Genomic DNA, 16,682 nt, shown 5'->3' with positions numbered 1-16,682 from the left:
TGTTTGAATGCATTCCCACTGTTTATGAAGACGTTTCCAGTCGCTGGCGAGCCAGGGGTGGCGCCGTTATGCTTGCTGGTCGTCGCGCCGCCGAAAGGATGGCGCCAGGAGGGATTACAAGGGGGATACACGTGGAGTTCTTTGCCGATTACGCAGGCTTTCTGGCCAGGACCGTCACCGTGCTGGTGGCCATTCTGGTGGTGCTGGCAGCCATTGCTGCCCTGCGTGGGCGCAATCGCCGCGTCGCCAGCGGCCATCTGGATGTGCGCAAGCTCAACGATTTCTACAAGGGCCTGCGCGAGCGCCTGGAGCATTCGGTGCTGGACAAGGCGCAGCTGAAGGCTGTGCACAAGGCCGAGGCCAAGGCGGCGAAGCAGTCGAAGAAGGCAGGCAAGCACAAGCCTCGGGTGTTCGTGCTGGATTTTGAGGGTGACATCAAGGCGTCGGCTACCGATCACCTGCGCCATGAAGTGACCGCGCTGCTGTCCATGGCCACGGACAAGGACGAAGTGGTGGTGCGCCTGGAAAGCGGCGGTGGCATGGTGCACAGCTACGGCCTGGCGTCTTCGCAGCTGGCGCGTATTCGTGATGCGGGCGTGCCGCTTACCGTCTGCGTGGACAAAGTGGCGGCCAGCGGCGGCTACATGATGGCGTGCATCGGCGACAAGATCCTCGCCGCGCCGTTCTCCATCATCGGCTCCATCGGTGTCGTGGCGCAGTTGCCCAACGTGCATCGCCTGCTGAAGAAGCACGACATCGATTTCGAAGTGCTCACCGCCGGCGAGTACAAGCGCACCCTCACTGTATTCGGCGAGAACACCGACAAGGGCCGGCAGAAGTTCCAGGAAGACCTGGAAGCCACCCACGAGCTGTTCAAGGGCTTCGTCGGTCGTTATCGCTCGCAACTGGACATGGCCGAGATCGCCACGGGTGAAGTCTGGCTGGGCACGGCCGCACTGGAGAAGAAGCTCGTGGATGAACTGCGTACCAGCGATGAGTACCTCGCCGCGCGCGCCAAGGAAGCCGAGCTGTTCCATCTGCACTATGCCGCTCGCAAGAGTCTGCAGGAGCGTGTCGGCCTGGCTGCCAGCGTGGCCATTGACCGCGTGCTGCTGAGCTGGTGGGAGCGGCTCAGCCAGCAGCGCTTCTGGCAGTAGGCCGATCGGCCCGGGCTGCTTAAACCAGCTCGGGCAACAGCACGTCCTGCCAGAGCGAGCGTTGGTAGTGCGGCTTGAAGAAGCCGAAATGACCGATGCTCTTCTCGCCCACGTCCGCCGGGGCGATGCGTTTGAATGTCTTTTTCGCCTGTCGGTAGAAGCTGTGCAGCGACTCGGTGTTGCGCCCGGACATCATCTCGTCGTCGGTAAAGGAAATGGAGGTAATTGGCGTGCGCACCGCGGAATAGGCGGCGCGCACGTTCTCGCCTTCAGCGCCAACGGCGTACTCCGGGTCCAGGCACCAACGGCGCCATTGATTGATCACACCCTTGGGCAGGTCGCCCACCATGCCCAAACGCTTGCCGGGGAAGTAGCCGGCCAGGGGCGTCACCAGCGGTGCCACCAGGAACCACAGTAGCCAGACACGGCTACGAAGCTCGGCGGTGTTCTCGCGCCAGTAGCCGCTGCCGGTGGCGATGGTCAGTACCTTGCTGATGCGCTCGGCGCCTTCGACAAAGGGCAGGATCTGCCCGCCCAGGCTGTGGCCGATCCAGTACAGCGGTTTGTCGCCGGCGGCGTTGGCCACCAGCGAGAGCATGGTGCTGCAGTCATGGCGGGCCCAGTCGAGGATGTCCACATCCAGATTACGCAGGTGGCCATTACGCGACTGGCCCATGCCGACGTAGTCGAAGGTGGCAACCAGGTAGCCGCGCTCGGCGAGCCAGGTGGCGAAGGGGGCGTAATAGCGCTGCGGAACGCCCATGGCGGGTACTATGAGCACCGCGGCCTGCACCTCGCCATCAGGGCGGAACCAGTTGGCGCTGATGAAGTGGCCGTTGCCGTTGTCGATCCGGGTTTCTGTCGAACTGGTCATTGCATCCGTCCTGGCGTGGAAAGGGCTTCTGGAAATATGCGAATCGCGGCAGTATACGAAAGCTAGAAAAGTATTCTAGAAAAATATTCTAGTCTCATCAGAGGACATTCATGGGCCGTCCCTCCCGCAAAGACGACATTCTCCAGGCCGCCCTGGCCTGCTTCAGCGAGCAGGGCGTGGATGCCACCACCATCGAGATGATCCGCGACCGCTCCGGCGCCAGTATCGGCAGCCTCTATCACCACTTCGGCAACAAGGAGCGGATCATCGCGGCGCTCTATCTGGAGGGCGTGGGCGGCTATGCGCGCCTGCTCGAGGCGGGCTTCGCCAAGGTGGACGGCGCCGAGGCGTGCATCAAGCTGTTGGTGGGTGGCTACGTCGACTGGGTGTTGGCGAATCCGGACTGGGCGCGCTTCATTCTGCACAATCGGGGGCGGGTGGAAGCGAGCGAGCTGGGCGAGCAATTGCGCGAAGCCAATCGCCTGCACCACGGGCGCATCGATCAAATGCTGCGGCCCTACCGCGAGTCGGGTGCCTACCGCGAGATGCCGCGGGACTGCTTCGTTTCGGTGGTCATCGGGCCGGTGCAGGATTTCACCCGCAACTGGCTGGCCGGACGCACCCGTACCAGCCTGGCGGATTGCCGTGAGCTGTTCATGCAGGTGGCGTGGGATGCCGTTCGTGCCTAGTTCCCGGGATGGGCGATGCACCTGTGGAAGCGAATCTATTCGCGAATGAATTCGCTCCCGCAGACCCAACAAAAAGCCCCGCAATTGCGGGGCTTTTCGCGGGTACGCCGGTCAGGCCGTGCGGCGGCGGAACAGCGGCAGGGGCTGGTCGCTGGATGCCTGGTAGACCTCGGAATAATCTTCGAAGGCCTTGATGGCGTCGTACGGGTCCTTGTCCGCGCGCAGGGCGAAGGCGTCGAAGCCGCAGCGCTTGAGGGCGAAGAGCTGGTCGCGCAGCACGTCGCCGATGGCACGTACTTCACCCTTGTAGCCATAGCGCTGGCGCAGCAGGTAGGCGGTGGAGGAGTGACGGCCATCGGTGAAGGCCGGGAAGTTCAGCGCGATGACCTGGAAGTATTCCAGTTGGTCGGCGATTTCCTCGATTTCCTCGTCGCTGTCCAGCCAGACGCCCAGGCCGCCGTCGCGGGCTTTCAGGGCGTGGGCGTGGTCGCGCCAGAGGGCCAGCGGGACGATGATGTCGTCGCAGTTGGGAACGCCGTCCAGGGTCGCGTCCTTGGCAAGCAGGTGCCAGGTCTCGTCGATCACCTGGCCGTTCTTAATGATTCGCTGCATATACGCGCTCCTTGAACGGGTCGATACCGATACGGCGGAAGGTGTCGAGGAATTGCTCGTCTTCGGTGCGCTGTTCCACGTAGACCTTGATGATCTTCTCGATCACATCGGCCATTTCGTCCTGGGCGAAGGACGGACCGAGGATCTGCGCCAGGCTGGCGTCGCGGCCGGCACTGCCGCCGAGGGATACCTGGTAGAACTCCTGGCCTTTCTTGTCCACGCCGAGGATGCCGATGTGGCCCACGTGGTGGTGGCCGCAGGCGTTCATGCAGCCGGAAATGTTCAGGTCGAGGTCGCCGATGTCGAACAGGTAGTCCAGGTCGTCGAAGCGGCGCTGGATGGCTTCGGCCACCGGGATCGACTTGGCGTTGGCCAGGGAGCAGAAGTCGCCGCCCGGGCAGCAGATGATGTCGGTCAGCAGGCCCACGTTCGGGGTGGCGAAGCCGAGCTCGCGCAGCTCGCCCCACAGAGTGAACAGCTGGGACTGCTCGACGTCAGCCAGGATGATGTTCTGGTTATGGCTGTTGCGCACTTCACCGAAGCTGTAGCGATCGGCGAGGTCGGCGATGGCGTCCAATTGCTTGTCAGTGACGTCGCCAGGCGCCACGCCGGTGGGCTTGAGCGACAGGGTCACTGCGGCGTAGCCGGGCTTCTTGTGCGCGATGACGTTGCGCACGCGCCAGCGGGCGAAGCCGGGGTGCTCGGCATCCAGCGCGGCAAGGGCTGCATCCTGGTCTTCCAGGGCCTTGTAGGACGGATCGACGAAGTGCTTGGCAACGCGTGCCACTTCTTCTTCGGTCAGGGTGGTGGGGCCATCTTTCAGGTGGGCCCACTCGGCGTTCACGCGCTCGGCGAAGACTTCGGGGGTCAGCGCCTTGACGAGGATCTTGATCCGCGCCTTGTACTTGTTATCGCGACGGCCGTAGCGGTTGTACACACGCAGGATGGCGTCGAGATAACTGATCAGGTGCTGCCAGGGAAGGAATTCGTTGATGAAGCTGCCGACGATCGGAGTACGACCCAGGCCGCCGCCCACGGACACACGGAAGCCCAGCTCGCCGGCAGCGTTCTGCACCGCTTCCAGGCCGATGTCGTGGACTTCGATGGCGGCGCGGTCGCTCACGGCGCCATTGACGGCGATCTTGAACTTGCGCGGCAGGTGGGAGAATTCCGGGTGGAAGGTAGACCACTGACGGATGATCTCGCACCAGGGGCGCGGATCGACGAGTTCGTCACGGGCGACGCCGGCGAACTGGTCGGTGGTGGTGTTGCGGATGCAGTTGCCGCTGGTCTGGATGGCGTGCATCTGCACGGTGGCCAGCTCGGCGAGGATTTCCGGCACGTCTTCCAGTTCCGGCCAGTTGTACTGGACGTTCTGGCGGGTACTGATGTGGGCGTAGCCCTTGTCGTAGTCGCGAGCGATCTGAGCCAGCTTGCGCACCTGCACGGAAGAAAGCAGGCCATAGGGCACGGCGACGCGCAGCATGGGCGCGTAACGCTGGATGTACAGGCCGTTCTGCAGGCGCAGCGGGCGGAATTCCTCACCCGAGAGCTCGCCTTCCAGATAGCGGCGGGTCTGATCGCGGAACTGCTTGACGCGGTCCTCGACGATCCGTTGATCGTACTCGTCGTATACGTACATGAAATGTCCTGTTGTCAGGCTGCTTACAGCTTTTCTGCGCGCACGGCCGCGCACTCCCCGCGGAGCCGGAGGAAGATACCAGTTCGTGGTTATGCGCAAAAGTGATGTTTGAGTATATGTAAAGAACCGAAAGTTATGTCTTTGAGCGGGTGCATAACCCTTCGGCTTGAGGCGCTGCGGGGGCTGGTCTTTACTCGAAGTGCAAGCCGCCTATAACCACAACAACCGGGGGACGCCATGACTGAACATTCCGAAGACACCAACCGCGACAGCAAGGTCGATGCCTGGGCCATCTTCTTCCTGATCCTGATTGCCGTTTCCACGGCTGTGTTCTGGGTCAGCCACCAATAAGGGACGTGTGGGGCGGGCTGGCTTCCCGGTGTCTGCCCCATCTTGTCCGGTAGCCCTGCGATAAGCGGTTATACTGCGCCGCTGCTTATTCAGGGTGATGGAATGAAAGGACGTTGTGCCTCCCTTCTGTTTTTTCTCTGCCTGGGGCTCAGTCAGTCGCTGAGTGCCGCTTCGGTGGTGTTTCTCAACCCCGGGCGAACCCACGAACCCTTCTGGGCCAGCTATGCGCAGTTCATGCAGGCAGCTGCCGGCGATCTGGGCATGAAGCTGGAAATCCGCTACGCCGAACGCAACCTGGAGCGGATGCTCGACCAGGCTCGCGAAGTGCTGCAGGGCGAGAATCGTCCTGATTACCTGGTATTCGTCAACGAGCAGTACGCAGGGCCGGAAATCCTGCGGCTGGCCCGCGGCAGTGGGGTCAAGCTGTTCGCGGTGAACAGCAGCCTGACGCCTGATCAGCAGTCCGTGACCGGTGGCACCCGGGAGCGCTATCCGGACTGGATCGGCAGCATGGTTCCCAATGATGAAGAGGCCGGCTACCTGATGGCGCATTCGTTATTGGAGCAGCAGGCGCGCCGCGCATATGGCCAGCCCTTCGACGTGCTGGCGTTCTCCGGCGTGAAGCAGACGCCCGCCGCCCAGCGCCGAGAGCAGGGGCTGATGGCCGCCCTCGCCGAATTCCCCCAGGCCCGTCTGCGGCAACTGGTCTACAGCGAATGGAATCGAGACCGCGCCTACAACCAGGCCCTTCAACTGTTCCAGCGTTATCCGGATGTGAGTGTCGTGTGGTCGGCCAACGATGAAATGGCTTTCGGCGCGATGAAGGCAGCCACCGAACTGGGACGCAAGCCGGGGCGGGACGTGTACTTCTCCGCGCTGAACAATTCCCCGGAAGTCCTGCGCACCTACCTCGATGGACAGATCAGCGCCCTGGTCAGCGGCCACTTCACCCTCGGCGGCTGGGCGATGGTACTGCTGCATGACTACGACGCAGGCGTGGACTTTGCCCGGCACGGGGGCAAGGATCGCGAAGTGCGGCTGTTCATGGCCCTGGACCGGGACAAGGCGAAGCGCCTCCTGCGGCACATGGAGCAGCAGGGCTACGACCTGGATTTCCGCGCCCTCAGCCTGGTGGGCAAGACGTCTGCGCCTGACTACCGCTTTTCCCTGGAGCCACTGATGAAGTGAGGCTCACACCCCGGCGAGGTGGAGTATCACTTTCACCAGTCCGAACAGCACCAGCACGAAGATGGCGGTGAACAGCACCCCGAGGATGATGAAGTGGCTGGGCTTGCCGCGGCTGAAGTCGCGGGTTCGATTCTTTCCGCTCTGCACGCCGAAGGCCGCCGCCAGTACGCTCTGCAGCATCTCGCGGAAGCTCAGTGGTTGATCGTGGTTCTTGTCGTCCATGGGCACCTCCTGGCCTGAGCTTAGCTCGTCAGCCGGGAAATGCTGTCCGGCCGCTCAGGAGGCCGAGCGCTGCAGGCGACGGGTATTGACCAGTTCCACGGCGCGGGCGCGCAACTGGCCGCAACCGCCTTCGACGTCCTGGCCGGCGGAGTTGCGCACCTTGGTGAGGATGCCGCGGCTGTGCAGGTAGCGGACCATCTGCACGATGCGCTCGCCATCCGGGCGCTGGTACTCGTCCGCATCGAGGCTGTTGTAGGGGATGAGGTTCATCACCGCGTACTTGCCCTTGAGCAGGCGCAGGATTCCGTCCATTTCTTCCGGGCTGTCGTTGATGCCCTTGAGCAGGGTCCACTGGTACTGGATCGGATAGCCGATGCTGCGGGCATAGCGCTCGCCCAGCTCCACCAGTTCGTCCGGGGCGATGCGCGGCGCCTTGGGCAGCAGCTGTTCGCGCAGGTCGGCCCGGGTAGTGTGCAGCGATAGCGCCAGGGCCGGCTTGACTCGCTCCTGGGGCAGGCGCTCGAAGACGCGCATGTCGCCCACGGTGGAGAACACCAGGTTCTTGTGGCCGATGCCGCCATCGGTGCCCAGCAGGTCGATGGCTTCGAGCACGTTCTCCAGGTTGTGCGCCGGCTCACCCATCCCCATGAACACCACCTTCTTCACCGGCCGGAAGCGGCGGGCGAGGGCGACCTGGGCGACGATTTCGGCACTGCCCACCTGGCGCAGCAGGCCGCTCTTGCCGGTCATGCAGAAGACGCAACCCACGGCGCAGCCAACCTGGGTGGAAACGCAGAGGCCGTCACGGGGCAGCAGTACGCTTTCCACCATCTGACCGTCACGCAGGGCCACCAGTAGCCGGGCGGAACCGTCGACGCCGGGGTGTTCGGATCGCAGGCTCACCAGGGAGCCCAGCTCCTCGGCCAGTGCCGGCAAGCCGTCGCGGACGCTCAAGGGCAGGAAGTGTTCGGTGTGCTGACGGCGGGTGCCGGCGTCCAGGGGCTTGCCCTGCAGCCAGGCACGCACTACCCGCCCGCTATGGACGGGGAGGGCGCCGAGGTCGGCGAGTCGCTGGTGAATATCGGGGATTCGCATGGGGCGCGCATCCTACCACTGTCCCCGAAGCGGTGGCAGACCCGCCGACCGGGCGCTGGATGCGACTCAGGGCGCCTCGACACTGATGGCCAGCGCGGAGGTCATCCGGATGACCACTTCCTGGTTGAGATAGGACGATTTGAGTTCGATGTCCGGACGTACCCGCACGACCTTGCGGGTACCGTCGGCGAACTGCAGCGTGGCAGTGTGCTGGGTGGTGTCTATGGCCTTGACCACGGCGGTGATTTCCACCGTATTGGCGACCAGCATGCCCGGCTTGTCGCCTTCCGGTGCGGTCGCCACCAGGCCGGCGGCGCCATCTTCCGCGGCTTTGCCTGGCGCGCGCAGCTCGATCACGCGCTCGTGGGTCACCACAGCGTTGACGTGGTCGCCCACCTTGAGCTGCGAGAAATTGCGCATTTCCGGGACCGCGTTGAAGGTCTGGCGATTGCCTTGTTCGTCCTCGAGGGTGAAAGTGCGTTTTTTCTGGTCGACAGCCTTGACCACCGCCGAAATCTGCTCAGTCTCGGATACGACGCTACCGGGCACCCCCTGGGCGTAGGCTTCGCCTGAGCTGGTGGTGGCGGCCAACCCCTCGTTTTCCGCATGGCTGGTGCAGGCCGCGAGTAGGCCGAGGGTAATCAGGAGGGCGGGAATACGGCTGGCGTCGAGCATAAAGTGTCCACCTTGGTCGATCGGGTTCCATGAAAGTTGGATGCGCAGTGGGAGGTCATCCCGTTTCCCCGGGCATCCTGCCTGGTCGGCTTCTTCAGCGTAGGCGAGGCTGTGGCATTTGCCTCCGTGGTATCCTCGCGCGCTGTTTGATCCAGCGATTCGGGAGCTGTCCATGAAGTTCATCCATCAACGCGAGCACCTCAACGAGGGCGACCTGGTCGTCATCCAGTGCTCGCAGACCTGTAACATCCGACTGATGAACGATGCGAACTTCCGCAGCTTCAAGAATGGCGCCCGCCACAACTACATCGGCGGCGCGTTCGACCGTTTCCCGGCGAAGATCGTGGTCCCCAGCACCGGCTTCTGGAACGTCACCCTCGACACCGTCACCCGCCGTGCCATCAGCGTGACGCGCAAGCCCAACTTCGAGTGGTCGATCAAGTTCGTGCGCCGCAGCAAGTAAGGCGCGTGGTGGAGCCAAGGACCTGGCTAGTCCGCCAGGTTCTTTGCCAACAGTTGTTCCGCGAGTCTTGCCGCATGCTGGCGCAGTTCAGGCACAGCGGTCGCCTCCCAGTATCGGGCGCGGAGCATGGGGCTCAACAGGAAGAGTCGCTCTTGCGCCGCTTCGTCCTTGCGCATCAATCGATAGCCATCGTCGGCTTCCAGCCCCAGTCCTTCCTCATCCCCTAGCACTTCGCCGCGGGCACATAGACTGTTGAGCAGCGGCTCATCCAGCTTCGACAGGTCGCTGCACGGTCCTGTGCAGTTGATGATGTAATCGACTTCGAAGCGGCAGGATTGCTGTTTTCCACGTGGTTTCACGTCCAGTACCAGCGCTGTGTCGGTGATGCTTGCGGCGCTCACGCGACCGGCTTTAACCTGCAGCAGGGACTGCCGGAGCATTGCCTCGATTCGCGCGGCGATCCTCGGCGCGGCTCTGTGGCGATGCACTTCCCAGTAGGGTTGCAAGTGGCGCAGGAACCTCTTGCGCTCACTGCACGCCAGGCGCTGCCAAAGCAGCGGCGTGATCGGGCGCAGGGCCGCGACCACGTCGCGCCAGTCGAAACCGTCGCGTTGCGCCTCGTGTACGAAGTTCCTGACGTCGGAAAGCAAATGCCGCATCGTGGTTTGCTGGAGTATCGACTCCGGGATTTCGGGGAGGCTCGGTGATTCCTGATTGGAACGGTGAGGCTGGGGTAGCAGCGCACGTCGCGAAAGCGCTTGCAGGCTGCCGAGGTGGCCCTTGTCCTGCAGCGCCAGGGCCACGTCGAGCATGGTCAGCCCTGTGCCAATCAGCAGGATTCTCGACTTCGGGTCGATTGGCTGGAGTACGCCGGGCCGCCACGGGTCCCGGATGAAGCGCGGATCCGAGGCGATGTCGGCAAGGGGGGCGGGAATGGCCGGGGCGAAATTGCCCGTTGCGATGATTGCCTGGGTCGCTTCCAGGCGGCGGCCGTCCAATAGTTCCAGCGTCACCTTGCCGGGAGTCGTGTCGATATCGACGACCTGGGCTTCGACATGCTCGAACGAGACGGCCGGTGACCTGCCTGCGATGGCTTCGGCCAGGCGCTGCTCCAGGTAGTCGCCGTATAGGCTTCTGGGCAGGAAATCACCCGTCCGGGCCTCTGGAAGCCTGGACTGCGCGAAAAACAGGAAGTCGTTGGGGTGATCCGGAAACAGGCTCATTCGCCCTGCTGGAACATTGAGAAGGTGACTGGCAGAGCGGGTGCCGTAGGCCAATCCCCTTGCCAGAAGGCCGGATCGATTAATCAGCTGCACATGCAGCGGCTCTTTCGCGTGGTGGAGTAGTTGGATGCTAAGTGCCGTTCCGCAGAATCCACTGCCAATGATGCTGATGCACTGATTCACTCTCATGCCCCCAAATTCGGCCTTCGACTACATTCGTTGCGGCGGACCTGATCCGCCGCAACGGGGCAGAGCGTGCCTTAGTTCTCGTATCCCAGATTCGGTGCCAGCCAGCGCTCGCTTACGGCCTGGTCCTGACCCTTGCGTCTACTGTAGCTCTCGATCTGGTCGCGTTCGACTTTGCCGACGGCGAAGTACTGGGCCTCGGGGTGGGCGAAGTACCAGCCGCTGACCGCCGCCGCCGGGAACATGGCGTAGTGCTCGGTGAGGGTCACGCCGGAGGCGCCTTGCGGGTCGAGCAGGTGGAAGAGGGTGCCCTTTTCGGTGTGGTCCGGGCAAGCCGGGTAGCCGGGAGCGGGGCGGATGCCCTTGTACTGCTCCTTGATCAGCGCCTCGTTGTCCAGATGCTCGTCGGCCGCGTAGCCCCAGTGTTCCTTGCGCACGCGCTCGTGCAGCCATTCAGCGCAGGCCTCGGCCAGGCGGTCCGCCAGGGCCTTGACCATGATGGCGCTGTAGTCGTCGCCCTTGGCTTCGTACTGCTTGGCCAGCTCCTCGGCGCCGATGCCCGCGGTGGTGATGAAACCGCCCACGTAGTCGGTGATGCCGCTTTCCTTGGGTGCCACATAGTCGGCCAGGCAGAGGTTCGGCTTGCTGTCGGGCTTGATGGTCTGCTGGCGCAAGTGGTGCAGGCGCGCCAGGGCCTTGCCGTGGGCGTCGTAGACTTCGATGTCGTCGTGGTCCACCTGGTTGGCCGGCCAGAAGCCGAACACCGCACGGGCCTTGATCAGCTTGCCGTCGATCAACTGTTTGAGCATGGCCTGGGCGTCGTTGAACAGCGCAGTGGCCGCTTCACCCACCACTTCATCGGTGAGGATGCGCGGGTACTTGCCGGCCAGGTCCCAGGCGATGAAGAAGGGGGTCCAGTCGATGTACTGGGCCAGCACCGCCAGGTCGATGTCCTCCAGCAGCTGGACGCCGGTGAAGCTCGGCTTGGCAACCTGATGGGAAGCCCAGTCGAATTGCGGCTTGTTGGCCAGGGCGTCGGCGTAGGCCAGGCGTTCGGTGCGGGCGGCGCGATTGGCGGTGCGCTCGCGGACCTCGGCATATTCCTCGCGCAGTTTGCGGGCGTACTCCGGCTTCATCTCCTTCGACAGCAGGGTGGTGGCTACGCCCACCGCGCGGGAGGCGTCGGTGACGTAGACCACCGCGTCATTGCTGTACTGCGGGTCGATCTTGACCGCCGTGTGTGCCTTGGAGGTCGTGGCACCGCCGATCATCAGCGGCAGGTTGAAGCCCTGGCGCTGCATTTCCTTGGCAACGTGGACCATCTCGTCCAGGGACGGGGTGATCAGGCCGGACAGGCCGATGATGTCGCATTTCTGTTCGCGGGCGGTTTGCAGGATCTTTTCCGCCGGCACCATCACGCCGAGGTCGACGATGTCGTAGCCGTTGCAGCCCAGTACGACGCCCACGATGTTCTTGCCGATGTCGTGCACGTCGCCTTTCACGGTGGCCATGAGGATCTTGCCCTTGGCTTCCGGCTTGTCGCCTTTCTCCGCTTCGATGAAGGGGATGAGGTGGGCCACGGCCTGCTTCATCACGCGGGCGGACTTCACCACCTGGGGCAGGAACATCTTGCCGGCGCCGAACAGGTCGCCCACCACGTTCATGCCGGACATCAGCGGGCCTTCGATCACCTCGATGGGGCGCGCGCACTTCTGGCGGCACTCCTCGGTGTCTTCGACTATGAAGGTGGTGATGCCCTTGACCAGCGCATGCTCCAGGCGCTTCTCAACGCTATAGCTGCGCCATTCCTCGCTTTCGGCTTCCTTCACCGCGCCGCCGCCACGGTAGTTGTCGGCGATGGCCAGCAGGGCCTCGGTGCTGCCCTCGTGACGGTTGAGCACCACGTCTTCGACCTTGTCGCGCAGTTCGGCCGGGATCTCGTCGTAGATCTCCAGCTGGCCGGCGTTGACGATGCCCATGGTCAGGCCGTTCCTGATGGCGTGATACAGGAACACCGAGTGGATCGCTTCACGTACCGGGTTGTTGCCGCGGAAGGAGAAGGACACGTTGGACACGCCGCCGGACGACAGCGCATAGGGCAGCTCGTCGCGGATGTAGGCGCAGGCCTCGATGAAGTCCACCGCGTAGTTGTTGTGCTCCTCGATGCCGGTGGCCACCGCGAAGATGTTCGGGTCGAAGATGATGTCTTCCGGCGGGAAGCCCACTTCATTGACCAGGATGTCGTAGCTGCGCTGGCAGATTTCCTTCTTGCGCGCGGCCGTATCGGCCTGGCCGACCTCGTCGAAGGCCATCACGACCACGGCAGCGCCGTAGCGCTTGCACAGGCGGGCATGGTGCTTGAACGCCTCGACGCCTTCCTTCATGGAGATGGAGTTGACGATGCCCTTGCCCTGGATGCATTTCAGGCCCGCCTCGATCACCTCCCACTTGGAGGAGTCGATCATGATCGGTACGCGGGAGATGTCCGGCTCGCCGGCGATCAGGTTGAGGAAGGTGACCATGGCCGCCTGGGAGTCGAGCATCCCTTCGTCCATGTTGATGTCGATCACCTGGGCGCCCGCTTCCACCTGTTGCAGGGCCACTTCCAGGGCCTCGGTGTAGTTCTCTTCGCGGATCAGACGGGCGAACTTGGCGCTACCGGTGATGTTGGTGCGCTCACCGACGTTCACGAACAGCGAGCTGCGGTCGATGGTGAAGGGTTCCAGGCCCGACAGGCGGCAGGCCTTGGGGATTTCCGGGATCACGCGCGGCGGGTACTTGGCCACGGCCTCGGCGATGGCCTGGATGTGCGGCGGCGTGGTGCCGCAGCAGCCGCCGACGATGTTGAGCAGGCCACTGGCGGCGAACTCTTCCACCACTTCGGCCATCTGCGCCGGGGTTTCGTCGTATTCACCGAAGGCGTTGGGCAGGCCGGCGTTGGGGTGGGCCGAGACGTGGGTTTCGGCCTTGGCCGCCAGCTCCGCGAGATAGGGGCGCAGTTCCTTGGCGCCGAGGGCGCAGTTCAGGCCGATGGAGATCGGCTTGGCGTGGCGCACCGAGTTCAGGAAGGCCTCGGTGGTCTGGCCGGACAGGGTGCGGCCGGATGCGTCGGTGATGGTGCCGGAGATCATGATCGGCAGCTCGAAGCCCAGTTCCTCGAATACGCCCTGCACGGCGAAGATCGCCGCCTTGGCGTTGAGGGTGTCGAAGATGGTTTCGATCAGGATCAGGTCGGAGCCGCCTTCGATCAGGCCCTTGGTGGCTTCGCTGTAGTTCTCCACCAGTTCGTCGAAGGTGACGTTGCGGTAGCCGGGGTTGTTCACGTCCGGGGAAATGGAGCAGGTGCGGCTGGTCGGGCCGAGCACGCCGGCAACGAAGCGCGGCCTGGCCGGGTTCTCGGCGGTCTTGGCGTCGGCCACTTCACGGGCCAGACGCGCGCCTTCGACGTTCAGCTCGTACACCAGCTCTTCCATGCCGTAGTCGGCCTGGGACACGCGGGTGGCGTTGAACGTGTTGGTCTCGAGGATGTCCGCGCCGGCGTCCAGGTAGGCCTTCTCGATGGCCTGGATCACGTCCGGGCGGGTCAGCAGCAGCAGGTCGTTGTTGCCTTTCACGTCGCTCGGCCAGTCGGCGAAGCGGGTGCCGCGGTAGTCCTCTTCCTGCAGCTTGTAGCTCTGGATCATGGTGCCCATGCCGCCGTCGAGGATCAGGATGCGCTCTTTGAGCGCCTGTTGCAGGGCTTGCTGGCGGGCGATGCGGTCGGACATGGGAACTACCTGAAGGTGGCGTGAACAAAGGCGAGGATGATAGCAAAACCTTAGTAATTTTTAGCTTGTCCGCCATTTCCATGAATTTCGTTCATGTTGGTGCCGGGGCCGATTCGCCGTCCCATGCCGCAAGCCACTAGAATCCGCCTATTCACTCCTCATGGAACGAGTCATGTCGCTGCGTACCCTTGCTTCGTTGTTTGTCCTGTTCATGCTGTGGATGCGCCCGACGGTAGCTGAGGACTTGTCCTACAGCCGCGACGTACAGCCGATCTTCACGCAGAAGTGCGTGGCCTGCCATGCCTGTTACGACTCGCCTTGCCAGCTCAACCTGGGCAGTGCCGAGGGGGCCGCGCGGGGTGCCAACAAGTTGCCGGTGTACGACGGAGGCCGCACCAAGGCGCAGGAAACCACTCGCCTTTACTTCGACGCGCGTGGCGCCGACGCCTGGCAGCGCAAGGGCTTTCATTCCGTGCTCGACGCCAATGGCGCCCAGGCCGCGCTGATGGCTCGGATGCTGGAGCTGGGCCGATCGAATCCGCCGGTACCCAATGCCAGGCTGCCAGCCGACCTCGATATCAGCATCAATCGCCAGAACCAGTGTCCCCTGCCCGAGGAGTTCGACGACTACGCCCGCAAGCACGCCCGTGCCGGCATGCCGTTCGCCGTTACCGGCCTCAGCGACGCGGAATACCAGACCCTGCAACGCTGGCTGGCCCAGGGCGCCCCGGTCGAGGAACAGGCCGTGCAACCCAGCGCCGCTGAAACGCGCCAGGTGGCCGATTGGGAAAACCTGCTCAATGCGCCGGGCGCCCGTGAGGTGCTGGTAGGGCGTTGGCTGTTCGAGCACTTGTTCCTCGCGCACCTGTATTTCGAGGGCGGTGAGCCGGGGCACTTCTTCCAGCTGGTGCGGTCGCGTACGCCCAGCGGTCAGCCAATTGACCCCATTGCCACTCGCCGTCCCAACGAGGATCCGGGTAACAACTTCTACTACCGGCTCTGGCCGATCCAGGGCGTGATCGTGCACAAGACCCACATCACCTATGCGTTGAGCGCGGCGAAGATGGCGCGGGTCAAGGAGCTGTTCTTCAGTGGCGACTGGGTCGCCGACCAGGTGCCTGGCTATGGCGCCCAGCGCCGTGCCAACCCGTTCGAGACCTTCCAGGCCATCCCGGCGCAGGCGCGCTACCAGTTCATGCTGGATAACGCCGAGTACTTCGTGCGGACTTTCATCCGCGGTCCCGTCTGCCGTGGCCAGATCGCCACTGATGTGATCCGTGACAACTTCTGGGCACTGTTCCAGGCCCCGGCCCATGACCTGTACATCACCGACCCTGAGTACCGTGAGCAGGCAACGCCGCTGCTGGCGATGCCGGGACAGTTCGACGAGATCGGTGACCTGCTGGGGTTGTGGCGCAGCTACCGCGACAAGCGCAACGAGTACGAAGCGCTGCGCATGGCGGCTTATGCGGAGGCACCGGTGCCAAGTTGGTCGCATATCTGGACCGGTAACGACAACGCGCTGCTGTCGATCTTCCGCCAGTACGACAGCGCCTCGGTACGCAAGGGGCTGATCGGCGAAGTCCCGCAGACCCTCTGGTGGATGGACTATCCGCTATTCGAGCGCACCTACTACCAGTTGGTGGTCAACTTCGACGTGTTCGGCAATGTGTCGCACCAGGCGCAGACGCGGCTGTATTTCGACCTGATCCGCAACGGCGCCGAGGTGAACTTCCTCCGCCTGATGCCCGCGGAGTCCCGGGCGGCGCTGCTAGGTGACTGGTACCAGAAGAGCGGCAAGGTGAAAATGTGGCTGGACTACCAGAGCATCGACAAGGACACCCCAAGCGCTCTCGCCTTGCCTGAAAAGGACCCCAAGCGTGCTTTCGCCCAGGAACTGCTGTCGCGCTACGCCGGTATCAACGTCAGGCCCGACCCCATCAACCGCTGCAGCGATGGCCGTTGCTTCCGGCCGGGTGTCGCACGCGAGGTGCAGGATGTGGAGCAGGTGCTCAGCCGCCTGGTGAGCCGGCCAGCTGCGGGGCTCAAGGTAATCGAGCAACTGCCGGAGGCGACGCTGCTGCGGGTCGAAACGTCCGATGGGCGCCGCGAGATCTACAGCCTGCTGCGCAACCGTGCGCACAGCAACGTGGCCTTCATGCTCGGCGAGGAACTGCGCTACCAGCCGGGGCTGGACACCCTGACGTTGTACCCCGGCGTGCTCTCCAGCTATCCGAACTTCATCTTCAACCTCAAGGCGGGTGAGGTGGATGCCTTCGTGTCCGCCCTGGAAAAGGCGAAGGATGGTGCAGCCTTCCACCAGGTGGTGGAGCGCTGGGGCATCCGTCGAACCCACCCGGAATTCTGGTCCTACTTCCATGACCTGGCGGCTTTCATCCGCGAAACCGAGCCGGCGGAGGCGGGAGAGCTGGATATGAATCGGTACCAGAATCTCTGACGAGAATAATTCCTACCAATTTGGTAGGGCTTTAACCCCTGTTCCCCTTTGGCGTACACTGCGCCCATGTTTGCGAGGAG

At 63.5% G+C, this 16,682-nt stretch carries 13 protein-coding genes; 5 read left to right on the top strand and 8 right to left on the bottom strand.

Annotation, left to right across the window (positions count from 1 at the left end; translation table 11 throughout):
• The first annotated feature begins 131 nt into the window (after positions 1–131).
• Complete coding sequence (gene sohB, locus FXN65_RS17880; protein WP_151134885.1) at positions 132–1,157, top strand: protease SohB; 1,026 nt, start codon at positions 132–134, stop codon at positions 1,155–1,157.
• A gap of 19 nt (positions 1,158–1,176) precedes the next feature.
• Here the strand turns inward: sohB and FXN65_RS17875 are convergent, their stop codons facing one another.
• Positions 1,177–2,031 carry an alpha/beta hydrolase family protein gene (locus tag FXN65_RS17875; protein WP_151134883.1) on the bottom strand — a complete coding sequence of 285 codons (855 nt, stop codon included), beginning with the start codon at positions 2,029–2,031 and terminating at the stop codon, positions 1,177–1,179.
• Positions 2,032–2,141: 110 nt separating this feature from the next.
• Here FXN65_RS17875 and FXN65_RS17870 point away from each other — a divergent pair, with 110 nt between their 5' ends.
• The gene (locus FXN65_RS17870) at positions 2,142–2,720 is read left to right on the top strand and encodes a TetR/AcrR family transcriptional regulator (RefSeq protein WP_151134881.1); all 579 of its coding nucleotides are present in this window, start codon (positions 2,142–2,144) and stop codon (positions 2,718–2,720) included.
• Between the two features lie 111 nt (positions 2,721–2,831).
• Here the strand turns inward: FXN65_RS17870 and FXN65_RS17865 are convergent, their stop codons facing one another.
• Together FXN65_RS17865 and FXN65_RS17860 are read right to left on the bottom strand one after the other, a co-directional pair.
• A complete protein-coding gene (locus FXN65_RS17865) occupies positions 2,832–3,332 on the bottom strand; it encodes a DUF934 domain-containing protein (RefSeq protein WP_151134879.1) in 501 nt (166 codons plus the stop codon).
• Positions 3,316–4,974: a nitrite/sulfite reductase gene (locus FXN65_RS17860; RefSeq protein ID WP_151134877.1), complete on the bottom strand. Its 1,659-nt coding sequence runs from the start codon at positions 4,972–4,974 to the stop codon at positions 3,316–3,318. The genes FXN65_RS17865 and FXN65_RS17860 overlap by 17 nt, the downstream gene beginning before the upstream one ends.
• Before the next feature lie 453 nt (positions 4,975–5,427).
• Between FXN65_RS17860 and FXN65_RS17855 the strand changes: the two genes are divergently transcribed.
• Positions 5,428–6,513: an ABC transporter substrate-binding protein gene (locus tag FXN65_RS17855; RefSeq protein WP_151134875.1), complete on the top strand. Its 1,086-nt coding sequence runs from the start codon at positions 5,428–5,430 to the stop codon at positions 6,511–6,513.
• 3 nt (positions 6,514–6,516) lie between these two features.
• Here FXN65_RS17855 and FXN65_RS17850 read toward each other — a convergent pair whose 3' ends face one another.
• From FXN65_RS17850 to FXN65_RS17840, 3 genes are all read right to left on the bottom strand, one after another.
• On the bottom strand, positions 6,517–6,735 hold the full coding sequence (locus FXN65_RS17850; RefSeq protein ID WP_151134873.1) for a DUF2970 domain-containing protein: 219 nt from the start codon (positions 6,733–6,735) through the stop codon (positions 6,517–6,519).
• A gap of 54 nt (positions 6,736–6,789) precedes the next feature.
• A complete protein-coding gene (locus FXN65_RS17845; RefSeq protein WP_151134871.1) occupies positions 6,790–7,830 on the bottom strand; it encodes an RNA methyltransferase in 1,041 nt (346 codons plus the stop codon).
• A 66-nt stretch (positions 7,831–7,896) separates the two neighbouring features.
• Positions 7,897–8,505, bottom strand: coding sequence for a hypothetical protein (locus tag FXN65_RS17840; protein WP_151134869.1), 609 nt, complete (start codon positions 8,503–8,505; stop codon positions 7,897–7,899).
• Positions 8,506–8,677: 172 nt separating this feature from the next.
• Here FXN65_RS17840 and FXN65_RS17835 point away from each other — a divergent pair, with 172 nt between their 5' ends.
• Positions 8,678–8,968, top strand: coding sequence for a DUF1883 domain-containing protein (locus FXN65_RS17835; RefSeq protein WP_151134867.1), 291 nt, complete (start codon positions 8,678–8,680; stop codon positions 8,966–8,968).
• Positions 8,969–8,994: 26 nt separating this feature from the next.
• On the opposite strand, the gene FXN65_RS17830 is transcribed toward FXN65_RS17835, so the two are convergent.
• Positions 8,995–10,380 carry an FAD/NAD(P)-binding protein gene (locus tag FXN65_RS17830; protein ID WP_151134865.1) on the bottom strand — a complete coding sequence of 462 codons (1,386 nt, stop codon included), beginning with the start codon at positions 10,378–10,380 and terminating at the stop codon, positions 8,995–8,997.
• Between the two features lie 71 nt (positions 10,381–10,451).
• Positions 10,452–14,144 (bottom strand): methionine synthase, encoded by a 3,693-nt coding sequence (gene metH, locus FXN65_RS17825; protein ID WP_151134863.1) that lies wholly within the window; start codon positions 14,142–14,144, stop codon positions 10,452–10,454.
• Positions 14,145–14,355: 211 nt separating this feature from the next.
• Here metH and FXN65_RS17820 point away from each other — a divergent pair, with 211 nt between their 5' ends.
• The gene (locus FXN65_RS17820) at positions 14,356–16,602 is read left to right on the top strand and encodes a fatty acid cis/trans isomerase (protein ID WP_244620771.1); all 2,247 of its coding nucleotides are present in this window, start codon (positions 14,356–14,358) and stop codon (positions 16,600–16,602) included.
• The last annotated feature ends 80 nt before the right edge of the window (positions 16,603–16,682 follow it).

The organism is Pseudomonas lalkuanensis, assembly GCF_008807375.1.
In the GTDB taxonomy this organism is placed as follows: domain Bacteria; phylum Pseudomonadota; class Gammaproteobacteria; order Pseudomonadales; family Pseudomonadaceae; genus Metapseudomonas; species Metapseudomonas lalkuanensis.
The sequence above is the reverse complement of the archived record's forward strand: the minus strand, read 5'-3'. Positions and strand labels throughout refer to the sequence as shown.